Annotated in this window: 19 protein-coding genes; 12 read left to right on the plus strand and 7 right to left on the minus strand. The window is 57.1% G+C overall.

Going from position 1 to position 19061, the window contains the following annotated elements; all coding sequences use genetic code 11:
- Positions 1–6 precede the first annotated feature (6 nt).
- The 6 genes from ACR0KN_RS01060 (at position 7) to glmM (ending at position 8258) form a co-directional block, all read left to right on the plus strand.
- Positions 7–2592 (plus strand): putative PEP-binding protein, encoded by a 2586-nt coding sequence (locus ACR0KN_RS01060; protein ID WP_480650752.1) that lies wholly within the window; start codon positions 7–9, stop codon positions 2590–2592.
- Between the two features lie 186 nt (positions 2593–2778).
- A complete protein-coding gene (locus tag ACR0KN_RS01065) occupies positions 2779–3417 on the plus strand; it encodes a cell wall hydrolase (protein WP_170539031.1) in 639 nt (212 codons plus the stop codon).
- Positions 3418–3490: 73 nt separating this feature from the next.
- Positions 3491–4864: a multicopper oxidase family protein gene (locus tag ACR0KN_RS01070; RefSeq protein WP_480650755.1), complete on the plus strand. Its 1374-nt coding sequence runs from the start codon at positions 3491–3493 to the stop codon at positions 4862–4864.
- Between the two features lie 102 nt (positions 4865–4966).
- On the plus strand, positions 4967–5887 hold the full coding sequence (locus tag ACR0KN_RS01075) for a dihydroneopterin aldolase (RefSeq protein WP_170470864.1): 921 nt from the start codon (positions 4967–4969) through the stop codon (positions 5885–5887).
- Positions 5884–6882: a dihydropteroate synthase gene (gene folP, locus ACR0KN_RS01080; RefSeq protein WP_480650757.1), complete on the plus strand. Its 999-nt coding sequence runs from the start codon at positions 5884–5886 to the stop codon at positions 6880–6882. The genes ACR0KN_RS01075 and folP overlap by 4 nt, the downstream gene beginning before the upstream one ends.
- A 32-nt stretch (positions 6883–6914) precedes the next feature.
- Entirely contained in the window at positions 6915–8258 is a 1344-nt protein-coding gene (gene glmM, locus ACR0KN_RS01085) for a phosphoglucosamine mutase (protein ID WP_170539035.1), read from the plus strand.
- Here the strand turns inward: glmM and ACR0KN_RS01090 are convergent.
- Complete coding sequence (locus tag ACR0KN_RS01090; RefSeq protein WP_480650759.1) at positions 8255–9157, minus strand: DMT family transporter; 903 nt, start codon at positions 9155–9157, stop codon at positions 8255–8257. The genes glmM and ACR0KN_RS01090 overlap by 4 nt on opposite strands.
- A gap of 78 nt (positions 9158–9235) precedes the next feature.
- On the opposite strand from ACR0KN_RS01090, the gene ACR0KN_RS01095 reads away from it, so the two are divergent.
- Positions 9236–9547: a metalloregulator ArsR/SmtB family transcription factor gene (locus ACR0KN_RS01095; protein ID WP_170469305.1), complete on the plus strand. Its 312-nt coding sequence runs from the start codon at positions 9236–9238 to the stop codon at positions 9545–9547.
- Positions 9544–9999: an SRPBCC domain-containing protein gene (locus ACR0KN_RS01100; protein ID WP_480650762.1), complete on the plus strand. Its 456-nt coding sequence runs from the start codon at positions 9544–9546 to the stop codon at positions 9997–9999. Before ACR0KN_RS01095 ends, ACR0KN_RS01100 begins: the two co-directional genes overlap by 4 nt.
- Before the next feature lie 45 nt (positions 10000–10044).
- Here ACR0KN_RS01100 and ilvC read toward each other — a convergent pair whose 3' ends face one another.
- Complete coding sequence (gene ilvC, locus ACR0KN_RS01105) at positions 10045–11067, minus strand: ketol-acid reductoisomerase (protein WP_170469311.1); 1023 nt, start codon at positions 11065–11067, stop codon at positions 10045–10047.
- A 132-nt stretch (positions 11068–11199) separates the two neighbouring features.
- On the opposite strand from ilvC, the gene ACR0KN_RS01110 reads away from it, so the two are divergent.
- Together ACR0KN_RS01110 and ACR0KN_RS01115 are read left to right on the plus strand one after the other, a co-directional pair.
- The gene (locus ACR0KN_RS01110) at positions 11200–11655 is read left to right on the plus strand and encodes an Lrp/AsnC family transcriptional regulator (protein ID WP_260025520.1); all 456 of its coding nucleotides are present in this window, start codon (positions 11200–11202) and stop codon (positions 11653–11655) included.
- Complete coding sequence (locus ACR0KN_RS01115; protein ID WP_010439313.1) at positions 11652–12110, plus strand: Lrp/AsnC family transcriptional regulator; 459 nt, start codon at positions 11652–11654, stop codon at positions 12108–12110. Before ACR0KN_RS01110 ends, ACR0KN_RS01115 begins: the two co-directional genes overlap by 4 nt.
- Here ACR0KN_RS01115 and ACR0KN_RS01120 read toward each other — a convergent pair.
- Positions 12107–12808 (minus strand): GntR family transcriptional regulator, encoded by a 702-nt coding sequence (locus ACR0KN_RS01120; protein ID WP_170779053.1) that lies wholly within the window; start codon positions 12806–12808, stop codon positions 12107–12109. The genes ACR0KN_RS01115 and ACR0KN_RS01120 overlap by 4 nt on opposite strands.
- A gap of 231 nt (positions 12809–13039) precedes the next feature.
- Between ACR0KN_RS01120 and ACR0KN_RS01125 the strand changes: the two genes are divergently transcribed.
- Positions 13040–14167, plus strand: a complete 1128-nt coding sequence (locus ACR0KN_RS01125; RefSeq protein ID WP_480651750.1) for an aminotransferase class V-fold PLP-dependent enzyme — start codon at positions 13040–13042, stop codon at positions 14165–14167.
- A 32-nt stretch (positions 14168–14199) separates the two neighbouring features.
- Here the strand turns inward: ACR0KN_RS01125 and ACR0KN_RS01130 are convergent, their stop codons facing one another.
- From ACR0KN_RS01130 to ACR0KN_RS01140, 3 genes are all read right to left on the minus strand, one after another.
- Positions 14200–15396 carry a UbiH/UbiF family hydroxylase gene (locus tag ACR0KN_RS01130; RefSeq protein WP_480650765.1) on the minus strand — a complete coding sequence of 399 codons (1197 nt, stop codon included), beginning with the start codon at positions 15394–15396 and terminating at the stop codon, positions 14200–14202.
- A 72-nt stretch (positions 15397–15468) separates the two neighbouring features.
- Entirely contained in the window at positions 15469–15717 is a 249-nt protein-coding gene (locus ACR0KN_RS01135; RefSeq protein WP_170539049.1) for a hypothetical protein, read from the minus strand.
- An 87-nt stretch (positions 15718–15804) separates the two neighbouring features.
- Complete coding sequence (locus ACR0KN_RS01140) at positions 15805–16449, minus strand: pyrimidine 5'-nucleotidase (protein ID WP_480650767.1); 645 nt, start codon at positions 16447–16449, stop codon at positions 15805–15807.
- A gap of 100 nt (positions 16450–16549) precedes the next feature.
- On the opposite strand from ACR0KN_RS01140, the gene ACR0KN_RS01145 reads away from it, so the two are divergent.
- Positions 16550–17197 carry a GntR family transcriptional regulator gene (locus ACR0KN_RS01145; protein WP_170469329.1) on the plus strand — a complete coding sequence of 216 codons (648 nt, stop codon included), beginning with the start codon at positions 16550–16552 and terminating at the stop codon, positions 17195–17197.
- Here ACR0KN_RS01145 and ACR0KN_RS01150 read toward each other — a convergent pair.
- On the minus strand, positions 17154–19058 hold the full coding sequence (locus tag ACR0KN_RS01150) for a glycosyltransferase family 2 protein (RefSeq protein WP_480650769.1): 1905 nt from the start codon (positions 19056–19058) through the stop codon (positions 17154–17156). The two genes, ACR0KN_RS01145 and ACR0KN_RS01150, sit on opposite strands and share 44 nt — an antisense overlap.
- Between the last annotated feature and the right edge of the window lie 3 nt (positions 19059–19061).

Consider the following 19061-nt stretch of genomic DNA (forward strand, 5'->3'; position numbering starts at 1 on the left):
TGCGCCATGGGCGCAGGGCCTTATGCTGCGGGCAAATCAAAAGGTGCCGCAGTGCAGAATAATCCGCATACCACGCTTATCACTCCGAAAGCGCCCGTTGCCGCCAATACCCATGGCGGCCGGGCGAAGTGCCTGCAACGACTGGTTCGGCTGGACATGCCGGTGCCGCGCACGGTGGCGCTGTCTTTTGACGCGGTGCTGCGCATCGCGGAAGGTCAAGTTCCTGACATTGCCGCCATTCTGGAACAATTCGATGCCGAGGCGCTGCTGTGTGTACGACCTAGTTCAGAAGACCCCGATTGGGGTGGCCCGGGCGCAGTGCTGAACATCGGTATGAATGATGCACGTTATCTCGACCGATCGGCGGATATGGGCGCAGATGCGGCGGCGGCGCTTTATCTTCGGTTCGTGCAGAGCTACGCGCTGCATGTGGCCCGTCTGGACCCGGATGTATTCGATGATATCGAGACGGATGGTCGCGAAGGGCTTAGCTTGTCTCTGCGCGCGTATGAAGATGAGACCGACGAGGTCTTCCCCCAGGATCGGGGTGAGCAGTTGATCGGTGTCTTGCGGTCGATGGCGCGGGCGTGGGATGGAACCTCGGCCCGGTTGCTGCGACAGGCCAAAGGGGCACCCGCAGATGCCGGGCTTGGACTGGTGATTCAGGAAATGATCCCGGGCGTGGGGCAAGGCGAATGTGGCTCGGGTGTACTGCAACTGATTGATCCGGCAACGGGTATGCCTCAAATCACTGGGCGGTATCTGAGCCAGAGCCAGGGGCGAGATGCGCTCGGCGAAGGCGTTGCTGCGTTGTATCTTGAGAAGGATGAGCGCGGACCATCACTGGAAGACGTGGCACCCGAAGCTTTCGCGGATCTCAAAGCCAATGCTGCCTTGATGCGAGAGAAGCTGCGCGAAGAGATGCAGGTCGAGTTTGTCGTTCAGAACGGGCAGGTACATATTCTGGATGGTGTCCGGGTGCCACGCGGATCGCGCGCAGGCATGCGGATTGCGGTGCGTTTGGCCGAGGACGGGATCATCCCGCCGCAAGAGGCTGTGATGCGCATCGACCCGCACTCGCTGAATGAACTGCTGCACCGTCAGGTTCACCCAGACGCTGAACGTGATGTTCTGGCCACGGCCATCGCCGCAAGCCCGGGCGCTGCGACAGGTCGGATTGTATTTACCGCAGCCGAAGCGCAGGCCAGCGCTGCGCGGGGTGAACCTTGTATTCTTGTGCGCCGTGAAACTTCGCCCGAGGATGTGCGGGGAATGCATGCCTCGGTTGCGGTGTTGACCGAAAAGGGTGGGATTACCAGCCATGCGGCGGTGATCGGCCGAGGTTTGGGGCTGCCTTGTATTGTCGGCGCGTCCGAGATGCGCTTTCAAACCAAGAAAAAGCTGCTGAACGCTCCGGATGGGCGGGTGTTCAAAACAGGAGACATTCTGACCATCGACGGCACGTCCGGGCAGGTTCTGGCAGGCCAGCCCGAGATGCTTGAGGCAGCGCTGGATGATTGCTTTCAAACCTTGATGGGGTGGGCCGACGCCGAGCGGGACATTGCGATCCGCGCGAATGCCGATACGCCTGCCGATGCGCAGACTGCGCGGAATTTTCAAGCAGAAGGGATCGGGCTTTGCCGGACGGAGCACATGTTCTTTGATCCGGGTCGTCTGACCGTGATGCGCGAGATGATTTTTGCGCAAACGCCATCGGGGCGCGCTGCGGTGCTGGAACGCCTACTGCCGATGCAGCGGCAGGATTTTGTACAGCTGTTTCGGATCATGGAGGGGCAGCCGGTTTGCATCCGCCTGTTCGATCCGCCGTTGCATGAATTCCTGCCCACAACCCGTAGCGGACAGAGAGAGCTGGCTGAGGCGCTGGACTTGCCTGTTTCGGATGTCGAGCGTCGGGTCGAGGCGATGAGCGAATACAACCCCATGCTGGGGCTGCGTGGCGTACGTCTGGGCGTGACTGTACCCGAAATCTACGACATGCAGGCGCGCGCGATCTTCGAAGCAACGTTGGAGGCCAGCAAGGAAGGCGCACCCGTGGTGCCCGAGGTGATGATCCCGCTGGTTTCGGCCAAGCGCGAGGTCGAGCTGGTTAAAACCCGGATCGATACGGTCGCGGCCGAGGTTGCCTCGGAGCAAGGGCAGGAATTCGACTATCGGCTGGGCGTGATGGTGGAAACGCCCCGGGCCTGTCTGCGCGCGAATGAGATTGCCCCGCATTCCGCCTTTCTTAGCTTTGGGACCAACGATTTGACTCAGATGACCTATGGATTGTCGCGCGACGATGCGGGGCGGTTCATGTCGGCTTACGTGAATTTGGGGGTCTTCAATGAAGATCCGTTCCACGTTCTTGATGGGGACGGGGTTGGCGAATTGCTGAAGCTTGGGGCCGAACGTGGTCGGGAAGCTCAGCCAGACGTTACGCTTTCAGTATGTGGTGAACATGGTGGTAACCCCGAATCAATCGCCATCTGCCGAGCTTTGGGGTTTGACTACGTGTCCTGCTCTCCCTTCCGAGTTCCGGTCGCTAGGCTGTCTGCCGCTCAACTGGCGATTTCGTCCAAACTTGGGGGTTGACTAACTGTCCACTACCTAGAAATAGTGGCGAAGTAATTGCCTCGCTGTCGATGAGAATCGTTGGCGTAGGCGATTTTTTACTTGCATCTACTTGAAAACTGGACCTCTGCCTCGAAGTGGGGTATGTGCCTCGTCGCGCCCGCCGGGGGAGGGTATGGCGCGTTTGTGCCTGTGCGAGGTTATCTGATGAGACGCTACATAATGGCTGTCGCCGTGGGGGCCGCAGCCGTGCTGCCAAGTTTGTTGTTCGCCGAACGGCAGAACGATGAAAAACCTGTTGAACTGGTTGCCCGGAACGAGCTGCCAGCGCAGAACTTTCGCGACTATCTTACGCTGTTCAAGCCGCGTAAGGCACCGGAAAAGGTTGAAATCTCTTACACCAAAGGTTGGTTGGATCAGCAGCCCAGCGCAAACGGAGATGAACATTTCCGTTGTCTTGCCGAGGCGCTGTATTTCGAAGCCCGTGGTGAAAGCGTACGCGGACAATTTGCAGTAGCCGAAGTGATCATGAACCGCGTCGAAAGTGGCCGCTTTCCGGATTCGCTTTGTGGTGTGATCAAGCAGGGAACCGGTAAGAAGTATCAGTGCCAGTTTACTTACACCTGCGATGGCCACAAAGAGGTCATCCACGAAAAGCGTGCTTACGAGCGTGTCGCCAAGGTTGCCCGTGCGGCGATTGATGGCGTTGCTGAAGAGATGACAGCGGGTGCTACACACTATCACACCAAGGCAGTTCGCCCGTCCTGGTCACGGGTTTACAAGGAAACTGCGCGGATTGGTGTGCATATCTTCTACAAGCACAACTATCGCACTGCCAGCAACTGATTGACGCACCAGCGCTGGAAAGGTGCTGGCTCCAGGCGTTTTACCGACTATGTTGCGAGCCAGGAGGCTCGTAATGACCATATCACGCCGACAGTTTCTACATTCGACCTTGGCCTTGTCGATGATGCCTCGCGTGGCGATGGCATCAGCCTCAGAGTTGGTGGCACAGACTTCCATGCAGCAGATCGCGCCCCAAGGGTATCCGGAAACTCCGATCTGGAGTTACGGCGGTGGTGTTCCGGGTAGCGAAATCCGTGTTCCACAGGGCGCCCGGGTGCGTCGCAAGCTTGTTAACAGGCTGCCCCAACCAACGACTGTTCACTGGCATGGCATCCGGATTGACAATGCGATGGATGGAGTGCCCGGTCTGACGCAGGAGGTTGTGCAGCCGAAGGCTAGTTTTGACTATGATTTCGAGGTGCCGGATGCGGGGACCTATTGGTACCACGCGCATAATCAATCTATGGAGCAGGTCGCGCGAGGGCTTTATGGCCCTTTGATCGTCGAAGAGGCCAGCGGACCCGATGTTGATCAAGACCTGACCCTGATGCTGGACGATTGGCGCCTTGACCCCGAAAGCGCAGAGATTTCAGACGATTTCGACAATGGTCATGATCTTAGCCATGCGGGTCGGCTGGGCAACCTTGTAACGGTGAATGGAAAGTTTGACCCTTCTTATCCGGTACAGACCTCTGAACGATTACGCTTACGGCTGATCAATGCGGCGAATGCCCGGGTATTCGACGTTGCGCTCGACGGGCTCGCCGGCTGGATCGTGGCGCTTGACGGTATGCCGCTTAAGGTTCCATTGCGGGTTAGAAACAGTTTCCCATTGGCACCCGCGCAGCGGGCCGACCTGATCGTTGATGTTTTGGCGAACTCGGGCCAGGCGGCTAGCATTGTCAGCGTGGAGAGGGACGGCGCATACGGAATGCTCAAGTTTGACGTGTCAGGAGTTTCCTCACGTGTTGCGCGCACTAAAATTGATCCGCTTCCGGTAAATCGGATGCCCGAAATTACGCTGCATAACACTCCGCTGCATCGTATGACGGTGCAAGGTGGGGCAATGCGCTGGCTGGAGAGCGCCAACTTGGGCGATACGGAGCTTTCAGGTCGTGAGTTGGCACAGCTTGGGCGATTCTGGGCATTGAACGGATATGCAGAGCGGCCGGATGATCCGTTTCTGGATGTGCGATTGGGATCGGTTCATCGGATTGAATTTGCAAATGAAACGGCATTTCCACATGCCATGCATCTGCATGGCCACCATTTCCGCATAATCTTGCAGGACGGTACGCTGGGGCCGTGGCGTGACACTGTTCTGGTCGAACGTGGGCAGGTGCGGCAGGTGGCGCTTGTCGCCGAAAATCCAGGCAACTGGCTGTTGCATTGTCACATGCTAGGCCATGCGGCAGCGGGAATGATGAGCTGGTTTCGGGTCACGTAACGCCGCAATCGATAGCTGGAAAGGCGCATGTTACGGTGCTATACGCCCGCGAAACGCCTAAAGTGGGCTGATCAGTCCACCGAGCCCGAAAAGGTCCGACGTATGAGCTCTGAAATCCGCCTTGCCTTCGCGCATCCCTCTGAGCGGTCCGAGGCAACCGCACCTCGCGGCCCTTTGGATCGTATTTCTTTGCGGGATCACATTGTCGAAGTTGAGATCGGCGCCTTTCAGGCTGAACGTGGCACAACCCAACGTATCTGTTTCAACATCGTCGTGGAAGTGCGCCCGCTTAGTGATCCTATTGATGATGATGTGGATCGCATCCTGTCATACGACAGAGTGACCGAAGCGATAGCGTTCGAGCTGGCGGCTGAGCGATTGAATCTTCTGGAAACACTGGCTGACCGTGTGGCTGAGCGAATATTGCTTGAGCCTCAGGCCGTAAGAGCCTTTGTTCGAATTGAAAAATTGGATCGTGGCCCCGGTGCGCTGGGAGTCGAGATCGTCCGCGGAAAGGATGCGGTGCATCACGACGTGACCGAAGAAGAGCGGCCTCATCCACGGCTTGTTTTCCTGTCAAATGCCGCGATTGAATCCGAAAACCTGGCTGGTTGGATCGATCAGCTCGAGAACCGGCAGCGTCCGCTGATCTTGTGTGTTGGCGCCTCTGATCTGGCGGTGTCGCAGACTGGCCATGCCATGACGCAACGCAGGATTGATCTGCTGGCGATCGAGCAGAACGCCTGGGTGTTGGCCGCAAGGGATTTCCGCTGCGTAGTCGTCTCGACACGGACCGAGTTGGATTGGGCGATGAAAAACGGTCAGATATGCGTTTGGGCGCCGTCGAAAGTAGTGTTGGATGCGGTAGATGGCCCGTCTGCGGCACCGTCGGATGCAGTGGCGCTGGCTGCGTGGTTCGCGGCAACATTTGAAGCCAGCGAAATGCTGGTGATCGGCGGAGACCTTCCCGAGGCCCCTAAAACGCCGTTGCGTGCAATTCCGGTCGAACAGGCGCAACTGTGACCGTCTACTACCGTCCTTTGGTTCAGCACGGTGACCTTCGTCCTGACGGTGCGATGTCATTGGCAGGTCAGAAGCTGTGGTTTACACAAGCCGAAAAGATCGAACGCGGGAAAATCAAGAAGGTCGTGGATGTCTCTGATATTCCAGAGGAACATCTGGTTCGATTTGTCCACCCGCGCACCGCGATAGCCGGGCTTGATATGGCGCAGCCTCAGATCATGGGCATTCTGAACGCGACGCCCGATAGCTTCTCGGATGGAGGGGTGCATAACTCGATTGACACAGCGCGCACCGCTGCGGTCGAGATGGTGGCGCATGGTGCAAGCATTCTGGATATCGGCGGCGAATCCACACGCCCCGGAGCTGATTTCGTGCCGGAGGACGAAGAAATTGCGCGTACGCGCCCCCTGATCGAGGCGATCCGCTCCGAAACCGATGCGTTAATCTCGATCGATACTCGTAAAGCCAGCGTTGCCAAAGTTGCGCATCAGGCTGGCGCGGGGTTGATCAATGATGTGTCTGGGTTCACTTTCGACCCACAACTTGCGCCATTTTGCGCACAGATCGAGGCTACGGTCTGCGTAATGCATATGCAGGGTGATCCGGCCACGATGCAGGATGACCCGCAATATGACGACGTTTTATTGGACGTTTACGATTTCCTAGATGGGCAAATCACTGAATTGGAACGGCAGGGCCTGAACCGCGATCTGATTATCGTCGATCCCGGCATCGGGTTTGGCAAAAACACAGACCACAACCTAACCCTTTTGCGTAATCTCAGCCTGTTCCACGGGTTGGGCTGCCCAATTCTGTTAGGCGTATCGCGCAAAGGGTTCATTGGCGAGATCGGCAAAGAGTCGCGCAAGGATTCCCGCGCGCCGGGATCAATCGCGGTTGCTCTGGCGGGAATATCACAGGGCGTGCAGATTGTGCGGGTACATGACGTTGCCGAGACGGCTCAGGCCTTGCGTCTATGGGCCGCCGTCCGGTAATCCGGACACAAGGAATTTCAGGAGAACGACTTATGCGCAAGCTGTTTGGAACCGACGGAGTGCGGGGCACCGCCAACACGCACCCGATGACGGCGGAAATGGCATTGCGCATCGGTGCAGCTGTGGGACGGTATTTTCGCCGGGACGCGTCAGGCGTGCATCGGGTGGTCATTGGTAAGGACACAAGGCTGTCTGGCTATATGCTGGAAAACGCGTTGACGGCGGGCCTGACTTCTACGGGCATGAATGTGCTGTTGTTGGGGCCGGTGCCGACGCCCGCAGTCGGGTTGATGACTCGTTCGATGCGTGCAGATTTGGGCGTGATGATCTCGGCCAGCCACAACCCCGCCATCGATAATGGGATCAAGTTCTTCGGGCCGGATGGCTTTAAGTTGTCGGATCAGGCTGAGATCGAGATCGAACGGTTGATCGAAGAGGGCGTGAGCCCCGCGCGGGCACAGAATATCGGCCGTGCGCGTCGGGTCGATGATGCGCGCTTTCGTTACGGAGAGCGGGTGAAATCCTCGTTGCCGCGCGATCTGCGTCTGGACGGGCTGAAGGTCGTGATCGACTGCGCAAATGGGGCGGCGCATCGGACAGCGCCCGAGGTTCTGTGGGAGCTGGGTGCGGATGTGATCCCGGTTGGGACTGCACCTGACGGCAAGAATATCAACCTCGATTGCGGCTCGACACAGCCGCGCGTTGCGGCCGAGACCGTGGTGTCGCATGGCGCCGATGTCGGCATCTGTCTGGATGGTGACGCCGACCGGGTGGTTGTGATCGACGAAACCGGCGCCGTAGCTGATGGGGACCAGCTGATGGCTCTATTGGCGTCATCCTGGTCTCGAGCGGGCCAGCTCAAAGGTGGCGCACTGGTGGCAACGGTGATGTCAAACCTCGGGCTGGAACGGTATCTGGCGGGGCAAGGGCTGCGGTTAGAACGCACTGCCGTTGGTGACCGGTATGTAGTCGAACGGATGCGCGAAGGTGGCTTCAATCTGGGCGGTGAACAATCGGGCCATATTGTTATGAGCGATTATGCCACAACCGGCGACGGGCTTATGGCCGGGCTCCATTTTCTGGCCGAGATGGTACAAACCGGAAAGAAGGCCTCGGAACTGTCGCGCCAGTTTGAGACGGTGCCGCAACTGCTGAAAAATGTGCGTTTTAGTTCCGGTCAGGCGCCGCTTGAAGCCGCCAGCGTCCAAAGTGCTATTTCCGATGCCGAAGCACGCCTGAATGGTCAGGGGCGCCTGTTGATCCGCAAATCGGGAACCGAACCTTTGATCCGGGTCATGGCCGAATGCGAAGATTCCGCCCTGCTGAACCAGGTTGTTGATGGGATTGTGGCCGAGGTCGAGGCCGCCACTGGCTAACGCCCGATCAGCATTTTTCGCAGGCTGAACCATTGGCTGATCGCCAAACCGGTTAGAATCATGAGTAGAGCGATGTAGAAGCGCAGAGGCAAAGCCTCGGACAGAATCCACGCTCCGAAGATCATTGACCAGATGGGCACCTGATAATTCACCAAGGTCATAAAAACCGATCCGGCGCTACGGATGATCGACACGCGAAGCAGTGTGGCGAAGGCTGTTGGTATCAGCCCCAGAATTATGATGGCAAGTCCTGAGCGCGTGCCTTGCCATGTGGGTGTTCCTTCAGTCATCAGCATGATCGGTAACAAGATCACTGCGCCAACGACCAGTGTCAGTGCAGACAACGTTATCGGGTCAATTGGCGGACAGCGGCGAGTGATAACGGATGAACTGGCATAGCAGAATGCGGCGCCGATACAGGCAAGCTGTGCCAGTGGCTCGGCCCCTTGGCCCAGCTGTGCCAGGCCGGGGCCGATCAGAACAAGCGCACCGGAAAATCCCAGCGATACCCCGACCAAGCGGCGCAGGTTCATCGGCTCATCCGAAAAGAAATGTGCCAATGGCAGCACCATGAGCGGAACCGCGGCCATCGACAGGCCCGCAAAGGCCGATGGCACATATTGCTGGCCCCAACTCAGCAACACAAAGGGCAGGGCAGTAGAAAGCACTCCGATAACAGTGACGAACCACCAAAGTTGAGCACTCATCGCGGGCATTTTGCGCCGTGTGATCCGCATCAACAGCAGCAGTGTGACCGCGCCCAGAGTTGTGCGCGCGGTGGCCACAGTAATGGGGCCATAGCCTTCAAGAGCTATGGCCACGACCATGAAAGTGGCCCCCCAGATGAGGCCGAGTGCTGCGATGCCGCTCCAGTCGCGGTGGTCGGGTTGTTGAACCATTCCATCCCCTTATCCTGCGATCAGGTCGGTGTCACGATGCGATCTTGACTTTATGTAAGTATATGCTTACCGTTAGTCATGACTTACCAAGATACGTTCTATGCACTAGGTGATCCGACCCGTCGGCAGGTGTTCGAAGCGGTAGCTGACAAGCCCCGTGCAGTAGGTGAACTGGCAGGTGAATTGCCCGTTAGTCGCCCTGCGGTATCCCAGCATCTGAAAGTGCTTTCCGACGCCGGTTTGGTCGAATGCCGCGCTGAAGGCACCCGACGGATTTATGCGGCGCGGCCCGGCGGGCTGAATGAAATGCGGGCGTGGTTAGAGCGCTACTGGTCTGATGTTCTGGAAAGCTTCGCAATTGAGGTAAATGAAGGGGGGCAGGACATATGACGGATCCAATCATCAAAACTGTAGTTGTAAATGCAGCGCCAAAACAGGCTTTCGACATATTCGTCAAACGCACAGCATCATGGTGGCCACTGAACCGGCACGCGGTATCAGCAGGGGCGGGCAAGGCGGCTTTGGGTGTCGTGATTGAAACTGAAGTTGGCGGCGCAGTCTATGAAGTGATGCATGATGGCGCACGGGCCAAATGGGGGGAGGTTCTGGATTATGAGGTCGGTCGCCACTTTGCTATGAGCTGGCATCCGGGCACTGATCCAGACAAACAGACCCGCGTCGAGGTGAAGTTCGAGGAAAATGGGCAGGGACAAACCAAAGTTACGTTGACCCATTCTGGTTGGGAGGTCTGGGCCGCTGAGGCGCAAACCAAGCGAGATGGCTATAACAGTGGCTGGGATTATGTACTTGCGACCTGTTTTGCCGATGCGGTGAGCAAATGAAAAGGGCGGCCACATGGGCCGCCCTTTCACTAACAGACGTCAGGCCTAGTTCTTTTCTTTGTCGACCATTTTACCGGCCGAGATCCAAGGCATCATACCACGCAGTTTGGCACCGGTTTCTTCGATCATGTGCTCGTCATTGGCGCGGCGGGCCGCTTTGATGGTCGGCTGACCAACGGCGTTTTCCAGCATGAAGTCACGAACGAATTTGCCCTGCTGGATGTCGTTCAGAACCTCTTTCATTCGTGCTTTGGTCTCGTCGTATTTCAGGATACGCGGGCCGGTTACGTACTGGCCGTATTCGGCCGTGTTCGAGATCGAGTAATCCATGTTGGCGATGCCGCCTTCATAGATCAGGTCAACGATCAGCTTCACCTCGTGCAGACACTCGAAATAGGCCATCTCAGGCGCGTAGCCAGCTTCGACCAGCGTTTCAAAACCGCAGCGGATCAGCTCTACCAGACCACCGCACAGAACGGCTTGTTCACCGAACAGGTCGGTTTCGCATTCTTCGCGGAAGTTGGTTTCGATGATGCCCGAACGCCCGCCACCGATGGCTGAGCAATAGGACAGGCCGATTTCCAGCGCTTTGCCGGTCGCATCGTTGTCGACCGCGACGAGGCAAGGAACACCGCCGCCTTTGGTGTATTCACCGCGCACGGTGTGGCCGGGGCCTTTGGGGGCCATCATGATGACGTCGACGCCTTCTTTCGGCTCGATCAAGCCGAAGTGCACGTTCAGGCCGTGGGCAAATGCGATGGCAGCACCCGGCTTGATGTTGTCATGCACGTATTTCTTGTACGTCTCGGCCTGCAGTTCGTCGGGCATGGTGAACATGATGACGTCGCACCAAGCGGCGGCTTCAGCGATGCCCATCACTTCCAAACCTTCCGCTTCGGCTTTCTTCGCTGAAGGCGAACCTTCGCGCAGCGCTACGACAAGGTTCTTGGCGCCCGAGTCACGTAGGTTCAGAGCGTGGGCGTGACCTTGCGAGCCGTAGCCCAGAATGGCCACTTTCTTGTCTTTGATCAGGTTGATGTCGCAATCGCGATCGTAATAGACGCGCATTTTGCCGGTCCTTTCTGTTTCGATTGCGCTGGTTTTTACTTTGTATTTCCAAGGATAGCGATGGCTCTATCCTTGGAAAATCAAGAATAAATGCCTTGTCTATTCTTGAAGAATGCTATTCTTGTGAAATTCATGTTAGATGATCTGGATCGCCGAATATTACGCCATCTGCAGGCCGAGCCGAGCTTGTCCGGTGCGGAACTGGCCGAACGTTGCCGCAGCACGCAAGGAGTTTGCGGGCGACGGATCGAAAAGATGCAGGCGGCGGGTATCATCGAAGGGCAGGAGGCGGTAATCGATTGGACCGCTCTCGGATATGCGGTAGAAGTGTCGCTGCGCGTGACCTTGGACAAGACGCAGGCACGGGCCTTTGATGAATTTACCGAGGCTGCCCGTGAAGTGGCCGAGGTGATCGAACTTCAGACCTTTCTGGGGCGGGTCGATGTGCGCCTTTCAGTGCTGGCGCAGGACATGAGTCACTACCAAAAGGTCTATCGGGATCGAATCCTGACACTGCCGCATATCGCAGATATTGAGGCCTTGATGCACATTGCCCGAGTCAAACAGGATGAGGCATTGCCGATATGATCGAATTGGACGAAATCGATCGAAGGATTTTGCGTGCTTTGAGGCAGGATGCCACCCAAAGCGCAGGCGCATTGGGGCGCAAATTCGGGTTGTCTCAGCCCGCAACCTGGCGCCGAATTAAGCGGCTGGAAGACGCGGGTGTGATCAAAGGACGACGGTTGCGGCTGAACGCCGAAGCGCTCGGGTTCGGGGTGACGGTGTTTTTGGGTGTGAAACTAGCGCGAAAAGGTCAGGTTAGCCTTGAGGATTTTGAACGCGCCGTCAGTGCTATCCCAGAGGTGCAGACGGTCGAGCATGTGCTAGGGCTCTACGATTATCGCTTGCGGGTTGTGGCGCGGGACCTGGCTGATTTCGAGAGAGTCTTGCGGAGACGCGTTATGACTCTGCCCGGGGCCGGGGAAGTCGAGGCCAACGTATTGCTAAGCGAAGAGCGCCTTCCAGGACCGATTGGTTAGTACTTTGAGCGGATTCGAAATCCCGGATGATGGGTCATGCGGGCAAAAGTCATGGGGCGGCCGTTTTTCCATGTGGTCCGCTCGAGCTGGATCATCGATGTCCCAGTCGTGGTGCCCATGAAATCAGCTAAGCGCCCATCTGCAGAGATGGCACAAAAGGCGATCTCAGCCTCGGTAAAAGGTGCTGCGTTCAGCAACCATTCATGAGGGCCGCTATTGTTCAGATCGGCGTGTTCAACCTCGGGAACGGCTTCAATATTGATCCAGCGCTCTTCAAGCTGGAAGGGGCGATTGTCAGCATAGTGCATACAGATCACATGCAAGACACGCGCATCCGGTTCGACATTCAATTGAGAGGTCAGCCAGCCGGGGCTGTAGACCACCTTTCGTTCCACCAGTGCGTAGCGATAGGCTGAGTTCTGATTCTCAACTGCCTGACGTGCCAGTGAAATCTCAAGTTTGGCTTGTTTGCGCGGCTCTTTTTTAACCCGCGTCCCGCTTTTGCGCTTACGCTCGACAAAGCCCTGTTCTGCAAGTTCCCGTAACGCGCGGTTAACTGTAGCGCGGGCGCAATTGAATTCTTCCGCAAGTTGGGTTTCGGTGGGCAGAAGTGAGCCCTGTGGCCAAATACGTGATTCAATCCGCCGTTTAACTTCGTCCCGGACGACCTGAAAATTGATCCGCTTTTGCGCAGTCACGAGCTAAAAATTCCATTCTTGTTCAAAGTGAGTGTATCTGGTCAGAAACACGTCAGGGTGTAAAGAGATGGTGACACTAGTTGGCGTCATTTCTGCTAATTGTTGCATGTTAAATCTCAAAGTAAAACTTAAGGTTGCGGGTTACTTGGGGTCAACCAATCTCGGTGCTTTGAAGCTTTACCCCGAGGCAAGGAAAAGGCAGAAACAAGTGGCGATAGGAAAGGACGCATGATGCCTGCATTACTTGGAACCGTTGATCCCAATGGCCTTGAAGAGTTCTCGGTCGTATTTACTGATCGCTCGCTCAACCATATGTCCGCAAACTTTCAACAGGTTATGCGCGATATCTCTGATATGTTGCGCGAGGTATACAATGCTGAAAGTGTCGCCATTGTTCCTGGAGGCGGGACGTACGGGATGGAGGCGGTTGCGCGACAATTTGCACGCGGGGCAAATGTTCTCGTGGTCCGCAACGGCTGGTTTTCCTATCGCTGGAGCCAGATCATAGAATCAGGTGAGTTGACCGGTTCGACGACGGTTTTGAAAGCCCGAGAGACCGGGAATGCCAGCCCTTCGCCCTTTGCACCTGCTCCGATAGAAGAAGTTGTCGCGACAATCCATGAGAAACGGCCGGATGTCGTTTTTGCCCCGCATGTCGAAACCTCTGCTGGGGTGATTTTGCCTGATGACTATGTAAACGCAATGGCAAACGCCGCGCATGAGGTGGGTGCGCTTATGGTACTGGATTGCATCGCGTCGGGCTGTGCTTGGGTCGATATGAAGGCAACCGGTGTGGATGTGCTGATTTCGGCTCCGCAAAAGGGGTGGAGTGCGACGCCCTGTGCCGGTCTTGTCATGTTGTCCGAACGGGCCGAAGCACGGTTGACCGAAACCACATCTGACAGTTTTGCGATTGATCTGAAGAAATGGCGACAGATCATGCAGGCCTATGAAAATGGCGGTCATGCCTATCACGCCACTATGCCCACGGATTCCCTGCGTGCCTTTCGCGATACCATGCTTGAAACACGTGAGTATGGATTCGAAAAGTTGCGTGCGGCGCAGTGGGCTTTGGGGGATGGCGTGCGGGCTTATCTGAAGGATAAAGGCGTGATGTCGGTGGCAGCCGAAGGTTTCGGCGCGCCCGGAGTGGTTGTTAGTTACACTGCCGACTCTGAGATTCAAAACGGCAAGAAGTTCGCGGCTTTGGGCATGCAGATCGCGGCAGGTGTGCCGCTTCAATGTGATGAACCGGCTGGGTTCAGCACATTCCGTCTGGGGCTGTTTGGCTTGGACAAGCTCTATGATGTCAATGGCACGATTTCGCGCCTGACACGGGTTTTGGATCAGGTATTGTAACCGGCAAGGCGGGCAGAAGCCCGCCTGACGGATCAGCGGACGCCGAGGCCCATTTGCATCAGCGTCTTACGCACCGTTGGTAGGGAATAGAGCGCATTTAGCCCCATCGCCCTTGCATCACGCAGCGGTCGCGCCTCGATCATCGAGGCGCGGTTCAGCAGATCGATACCTTTGACGCGCAGTACGATCTCAGTATGGCGGGCCTTATGATAGGCATCCAGCATTTGCGCGTCACCCAAGCCTTCGGGCCGAGCCAGCGCTAGTTCCATCAAACTACGAAGATCGCCGAGCGACATGTTCAGTCCCTGCGCGCCGATAGGGGGGACCAGGTGTGCGGCTTCGGCCATCAGGGCAATGCGTTCACCAGCCAGACGTTCCGCCGACTGGCTGATGATTGGCCAGATTGTCCTGCGCGAAGCGAGTTTCAGCGGTCCGAACAGCCCGCAGGAGCGTTCAGTCATCGCAGCCTGGAATGTCTCGGCTCCGAGGTTCAGCATTTCGACCGCGCGTGGGCCGCGTTCCATCCAGACAATCGCAGACGACGGCTGACCCTGCCAATCGGGCAGGGGGACCAAGGTGAAGGGTCCACCGGAACGATGGATCTCGGTCGAAACATTGTCGTGCGGGATTGGGTGAGTAACGGCGAAGGCCAGAGCTTTCTGGCCGTAGCGGGTGGTATGCACGCTAATTCCGGCGGCTTCCCGCATCGGCGAGTTTCGTCCGTCTGCGGCGATGACAAGTTTGCAGTGGACGCGGCTGCCGTCGCTCAGACCGACGCGTGCTTCATTGGTGCGGGTGAACAGGCTGACCGTGCCGGTGCCGGGCCGGAAATCGACGTTTGGCAATTCTGACAGCCGTGCCACCATCTCACGCCGCAGCAGCCAGTTGGGCAGGTTCCAGCCGAACGGTTGATCCGAGATATCGGCGGCGTTGAAATCGCGCACCACGCGGGGTTCGGGCACGTCGCCGCCCGCGTCCACAATGCGCATGATCTGCAGAGGGGCAGCGTGTGCATCCAAACGCGACCAGAGTCCGCACTGCTCCAGCAACCCATGGGCGGGCTGCAAAAAGGCGGTGGTGCGCAGATCCGAGCCATCCACGTCGCGTTCTGTGATCGGCGGTGAAGGGTCGACGCAAATCACGTCAAACCCGGCAGCACCAAAGGCGGCGGCGGCGGTCAATCCGGCGATTCCGCCGCCAGAAATCAGGATATCACAGCTGTCGGTCATGAATATGTCTCCGTTGCCGCAGACACTAGTGCTGTTGCGAGGCGGGCGCCAAGTGACATCCTGTCTCGTGCCTTATCCGCGAGAGATCAAAATCAGGATAAGGAACATCGTCGGCACCATCATCAGTGCAGGGATGTAAAGGCCAGGCAGGCCGAACAGAAGAATGGAACAGCCCCACATGCTGACAAGTGCCGCGGCGGTGTAGTACAGGTCTTCGGCTTCGGCATTGGCCACATCCCGGGCCATCCAGCCAAAAAGCGGGATTGCAAACAACAGGCGCTGCCACAAAGGCGGGCGCGCCGGCATATCGAGCGCGGTCATTGGGATCTCCGATTCTGTTCGTCGCTGAGCTGCATATGAGGCTGATGGTGCGACTGCGAAACGCACAGATCGTCGCAGTGTGACAGCCTATCGCAGGCGGCCCAGAAATCCGGTCAGATCGTCCGTGTGATGGTGAATGTGATCTGCATCGTGTGGATCAGGTGCGACGTGAACAGTGCGCATTCCCATCTCATGCGGCGCAGCCAGGTTGCGTGGATCATCCTCGAACATGGCTGCTTGTGTAGCTTCGATTCCGTCCTGGGCAAAGATGGCTTGGAATGCAGCCTTTTGCGGTTTAGGGCGATAGCCTGCATGCTCAATTCCGTAGATCGCATCGAATAGCCCATCCAGCCCACGTGCAGCCAAAACACGCTGTGCGTAAGGTGCTGACCCATTGGTATAGACGATGCGTCGGCCCGGCAGCGCGCGGATGTGATCGGCCAATGCTGCGTCGGGCTCCATATGGCTCATATCCACTTGATGCACTGCATGCAGATAGGGATCGGGGTCCAGATCGTGTTCGGCCATCAGGCCGGCAAGCGTGGTGCCGTATTCACGCCAGTAGTGCGAACGGAGCCGATCGGCCTCGGGTCGGTCGACGCCGATCGCTTGCACCACGTAATCCGTCATCAGCACCTCAATCTGATCGAACAGGTGCATATGCGGTGGGTAAAGTGTGTTGTCGAGGTCGAACACCCATTGGGTGACGTGAGTAAAGGCAGGTTTGACCATGGTTTGGGTTTAGGGCGATGAACGATGGTTTTCAATGCCGCACTTGATTGCCAGGGCGTGAGGCGGCTAGACATGTCCGAACCAGGAGACATAATAGCCGATGCCCCAATCCAAACAGTCCAATACGGATGCCTATAGCCTGATACTCGAAGCAATCGATGTGGGCGTCTACAAGCCGGGCGACCGGTTGGTGGAAAGCGAGCTGGCCGAGCGTTTTGGCGTTTCGCGTACACCGATCCGCGAAGCGTTGCAGCGGTTAGAGACGCAATCGCTGCTGGAACGGGACGGGCGGTCTCTGATCGTGGCGTCGCTGGACCACAACCAGATGGCAGAACTATATGTCGTGCGACGTGAATTGGAGGGGCTCGCCGCAAGGCTGGCGGCCAAGCATGCAACCGAAGAAGAAATCCGGGTCCTTCAAGATATGGTAGATGCCGATGATGCGCTGGTGAATGACCCTTCTGCGCTATCGCGTGCCAACCGCAGGTTTCACGAGCAGATCCATCTGGCCTCGCACAATCGCTATCTAGTGCAACAGCTTGATCTGGTGCACAGGACCATGGCGTTGATGGCAACCACATCCCTTGCGGCCGAGGGGCGCGGTGAAATCGCGCAGAATGAGCACAAAAACATCGTTGATGCGATTGCTGCCCGTGATGAGGCAGGGGCCCAACAAGCCCTGCAGGACCATATCTCGGTCGCGTTCATGACCCGGCTGAAACAGGATGCGATCCGGCGCGAGAAATAACAGCCTCGCTTTCCTCGACCGCATGACCGTGCTGGGTTTTGTCCCAGAAGAATGGCCGTACCGCTAGTTCCCATAAGCCCTTATAGGCCGCCAGAACACCCAGTGGAAAATAGAGGACCATCATCGGAACCCAGGGCAGCAGAAAGCGCCTGTTGCCCGCGATGACGCCCAGCATGCCAACCAAAAGATTTGCAGCCTCTGCAGCGAGCAATAAGTAAATGCAGTTTCGCAGAAAATCAGGTGTTGTGATGTGCTGATAGGGGTGCGGCAGATCGAGAAAGGTCAGCCAGAATACCCATAACACCGGGGCAAGTAGAAACTGCCCGAGCGTTCCAAGAAAAAAGGCCTGAAAGCCCAGAAAACGGAGCGGTCCCAGATCGCGCAGCAACCTTAACGGCGCGCGCATATGGACCAGATATGTAACCATGAATCCCTTCAGCCAACGCGAGCGCTGTTTGACCCAGGGCCAGGCCCGAAAATTAGCCTCTTCAAAGGTGGCGGTGCTGACGATTTCAGTCTTGTAGCCAGCCCGACAGAGACGAACGCCCAAATCTGCGTCTTCAGTAACATTATGGGCATCCCATCCGCCCAGCTCGACCAGCTTGTCTCGACGAAAAAAGAATGTGGTGCCACCCAGCGGAACCACAAGGCCCAATCGGGCGATGCCGCTGAGAATCACCCGAAACCAACCGCTGTATTCGATGGTAAAGCACCGTGACCGCCAGTTGGTGCGCGGGTTATAATAGTCCAGAACGCCTTGCAGGCAGACAACATCTTCGGGCGCGGCCGCAAAATGCCGGACAACGGATTCGATCTGATCTGGCATCGGGGCGTCTTCGGCATCCCAGACACCCAATATATCCCCGCGGCAGAAATCCAACGCATAGTTCATCGCACGAGGCTTGGTCGTTAGTTTACCCCGGTTCGGCACCTCAAGTACCCGTACCCAGCTGGGAAGCTCGATGTTATTCAGTGCGGCTTTGGTGACGCTATCCTGCTCTTCAAGCACCAATATGATATCGAGCAGCGCCTTTGGGTAAGTCAACCGTCGCAGACGGGCGATCAGGATTTCTGCGATTTCTTTTTCTTTAAAAAGCGGCACCAGTATCGACACACAGGGCAGGCGGATCGGATCTGCTGTGACAAGACGAGGGTTTCGAAGTGTCAAATGGGCAATCAGCCCCGAGACACGAAGGAAGAGGAACAACGCCAAAGTCGCAAGCGTTGTCCAAAGTAGAGCGGTGAGACCCAGCATTGGGAATAAGCTGCATAAAATGATTAGCAGAACGACCAACGTGATAGGTCTGGCCCGAGCCGTTGCCGACCAGTTGCGACAGCTTTGTTGCGAATCGACGCGCGTTTCGGCCGCCTCCGTCAGATCGGCGGCAAAACGGCGCGCTATGGCGGTATCAATCTGTTCGGCCCCGGCTAGAACCGGGACGATCGTATAGCCTGTTTCACTTAACGCAGTTGAAACCGTATCGAACCGGTCAGGCCGCGCCGTTGCAATCAGCAGAATTGGTCCAACTCGCATCCAAGGCAGAACGTTGTGGGTTAGCCAAAACTCCAATGGTTTCAGCGCGCAAAGCTCTTCGGGAGGCGGAGTTTGTTCCAGATCGGCAATTTGCAAGCCTGTTTGTTCGGACAAGGCAGAGAGAACTTCGGCTCGACTGGCCCAATCTTCACCAACAAGGATTTCCCCCAACGGGGCATTCTGGCGGGTTTGTAAATGCAACGCCTGTTGGAGCTGAGCCTCTGATATCACCCCTTGATCCCGCAGGCAGGCCCCAAGAGGTTTGCGTGAATGGGGGCCGGGAACCGGTTCCGCCGGTATCTGGCGTTTCAGATTCAGTTCAACCATAAG

Source organism: Ruegeria sp. AP7, from assembly GCF_056539905.1.

Excerpts from the sequence above, each read along its gene's own strand:
- ACR0KN_RS01130 (WP_480650765.1), bottom strand. The coding sequence starts at position 15,396 with ATGACCGACAGCTGTGATATCCTGATTTCTGGCGGCGGAATCGCCGGA.
- ilvC (WP_170469311.1), bottom strand. The coding sequence starts at position 11,067 with ATGCGCGTCTATTACGATCGCGATTGCGACATCAACCTGATCAAAGAC.
- ACR0KN_RS01075 (WP_170470864.1), top strand. The coding sequence starts at position 4,967 with ATGAGCTCTGAAATCCGCCTTGCCTTCGCGCATCCCTCTGAGCGGTCC.
- ACR0KN_RS01150 (WP_480650769.1), bottom strand. The coding sequence starts at position 19,058 with ATGGTTGAACTGAATCTGAAACGCCAGATACCGGCGGAACCGGTTCCC.
- ACR0KN_RS01090 (WP_480650759.1), bottom strand. The coding sequence starts at position 9,157 with ATGGTTCAACAACCCGACCACCGCGACTGGAGCGGCATCGCAGCACTC.
- ACR0KN_RS01145 (WP_170469329.1), top strand. The coding sequence starts at position 16,550 with ATGCCCCAATCCAAACAGTCCAATACGGATGCCTATAGCCTGATACTC.
- ACR0KN_RS01115 (WP_010439313.1), top strand. The coding sequence starts at position 11,652 with ATGATCGAATTGGACGAAATCGATCGAAGGATTTTGCGTGCTTTGAGG.
- ACR0KN_RS01110 (WP_260025520.1), top strand. The coding sequence starts at position 11,200 with ATGTTAGATGATCTGGATCGCCGAATATTACGCCATCTGCAGGCCGAG.
- ACR0KN_RS01140 (WP_480650767.1), bottom strand. The coding sequence starts at position 16,449 with ATGGTCAAACCTGCCTTTACTCACGTCACCCAATGGGTGTTCGACCTC.
- ACR0KN_RS01065 (WP_170539031.1), top strand. The coding sequence starts at position 2,779 with ATGAGACGCTACATAATGGCTGTCGCCGTGGGGGCCGCAGCCGTGCTG.
- ACR0KN_RS01125 (WP_480651750.1), top strand. The coding sequence starts at position 13,040 with ATGCCTGCATTACTTGGAACCGTTGATCCCAATGGCCTTGAAGAGTTC.
- ACR0KN_RS01135 (WP_170539049.1), bottom strand. The coding sequence starts at position 15,717 with ATGACCGCGCTCGATATGCCGGCGCGCCCGCCTTTGTGGCAGCGCCTG.
- ACR0KN_RS01060 (WP_480650752.1), top strand. The coding sequence starts at position 7 with ATGGGCGCAGGGCCTTATGCTGCGGGCAAATCAAAAGGTGCCGCAGTG.
- glmM (WP_170539035.1), top strand. The coding sequence starts at position 6,915 with ATGCGCAAGCTGTTTGGAACCGACGGAGTGCGGGGCACCGCCAACACG.
- ACR0KN_RS01095 (WP_170469305.1), top strand. The coding sequence starts at position 9,236 with ATGACTTACCAAGATACGTTCTATGCACTAGGTGATCCGACCCGTCGG.
- ACR0KN_RS01100 (WP_480650762.1), top strand. The coding sequence starts at position 9,544 with ATGACGGATCCAATCATCAAAACTGTAGTTGTAAATGCAGCGCCAAAA.
- ACR0KN_RS01070 (WP_480650755.1), top strand. The coding sequence starts at position 3,491 with ATGACCATATCACGCCGACAGTTTCTACATTCGACCTTGGCCTTGTCG.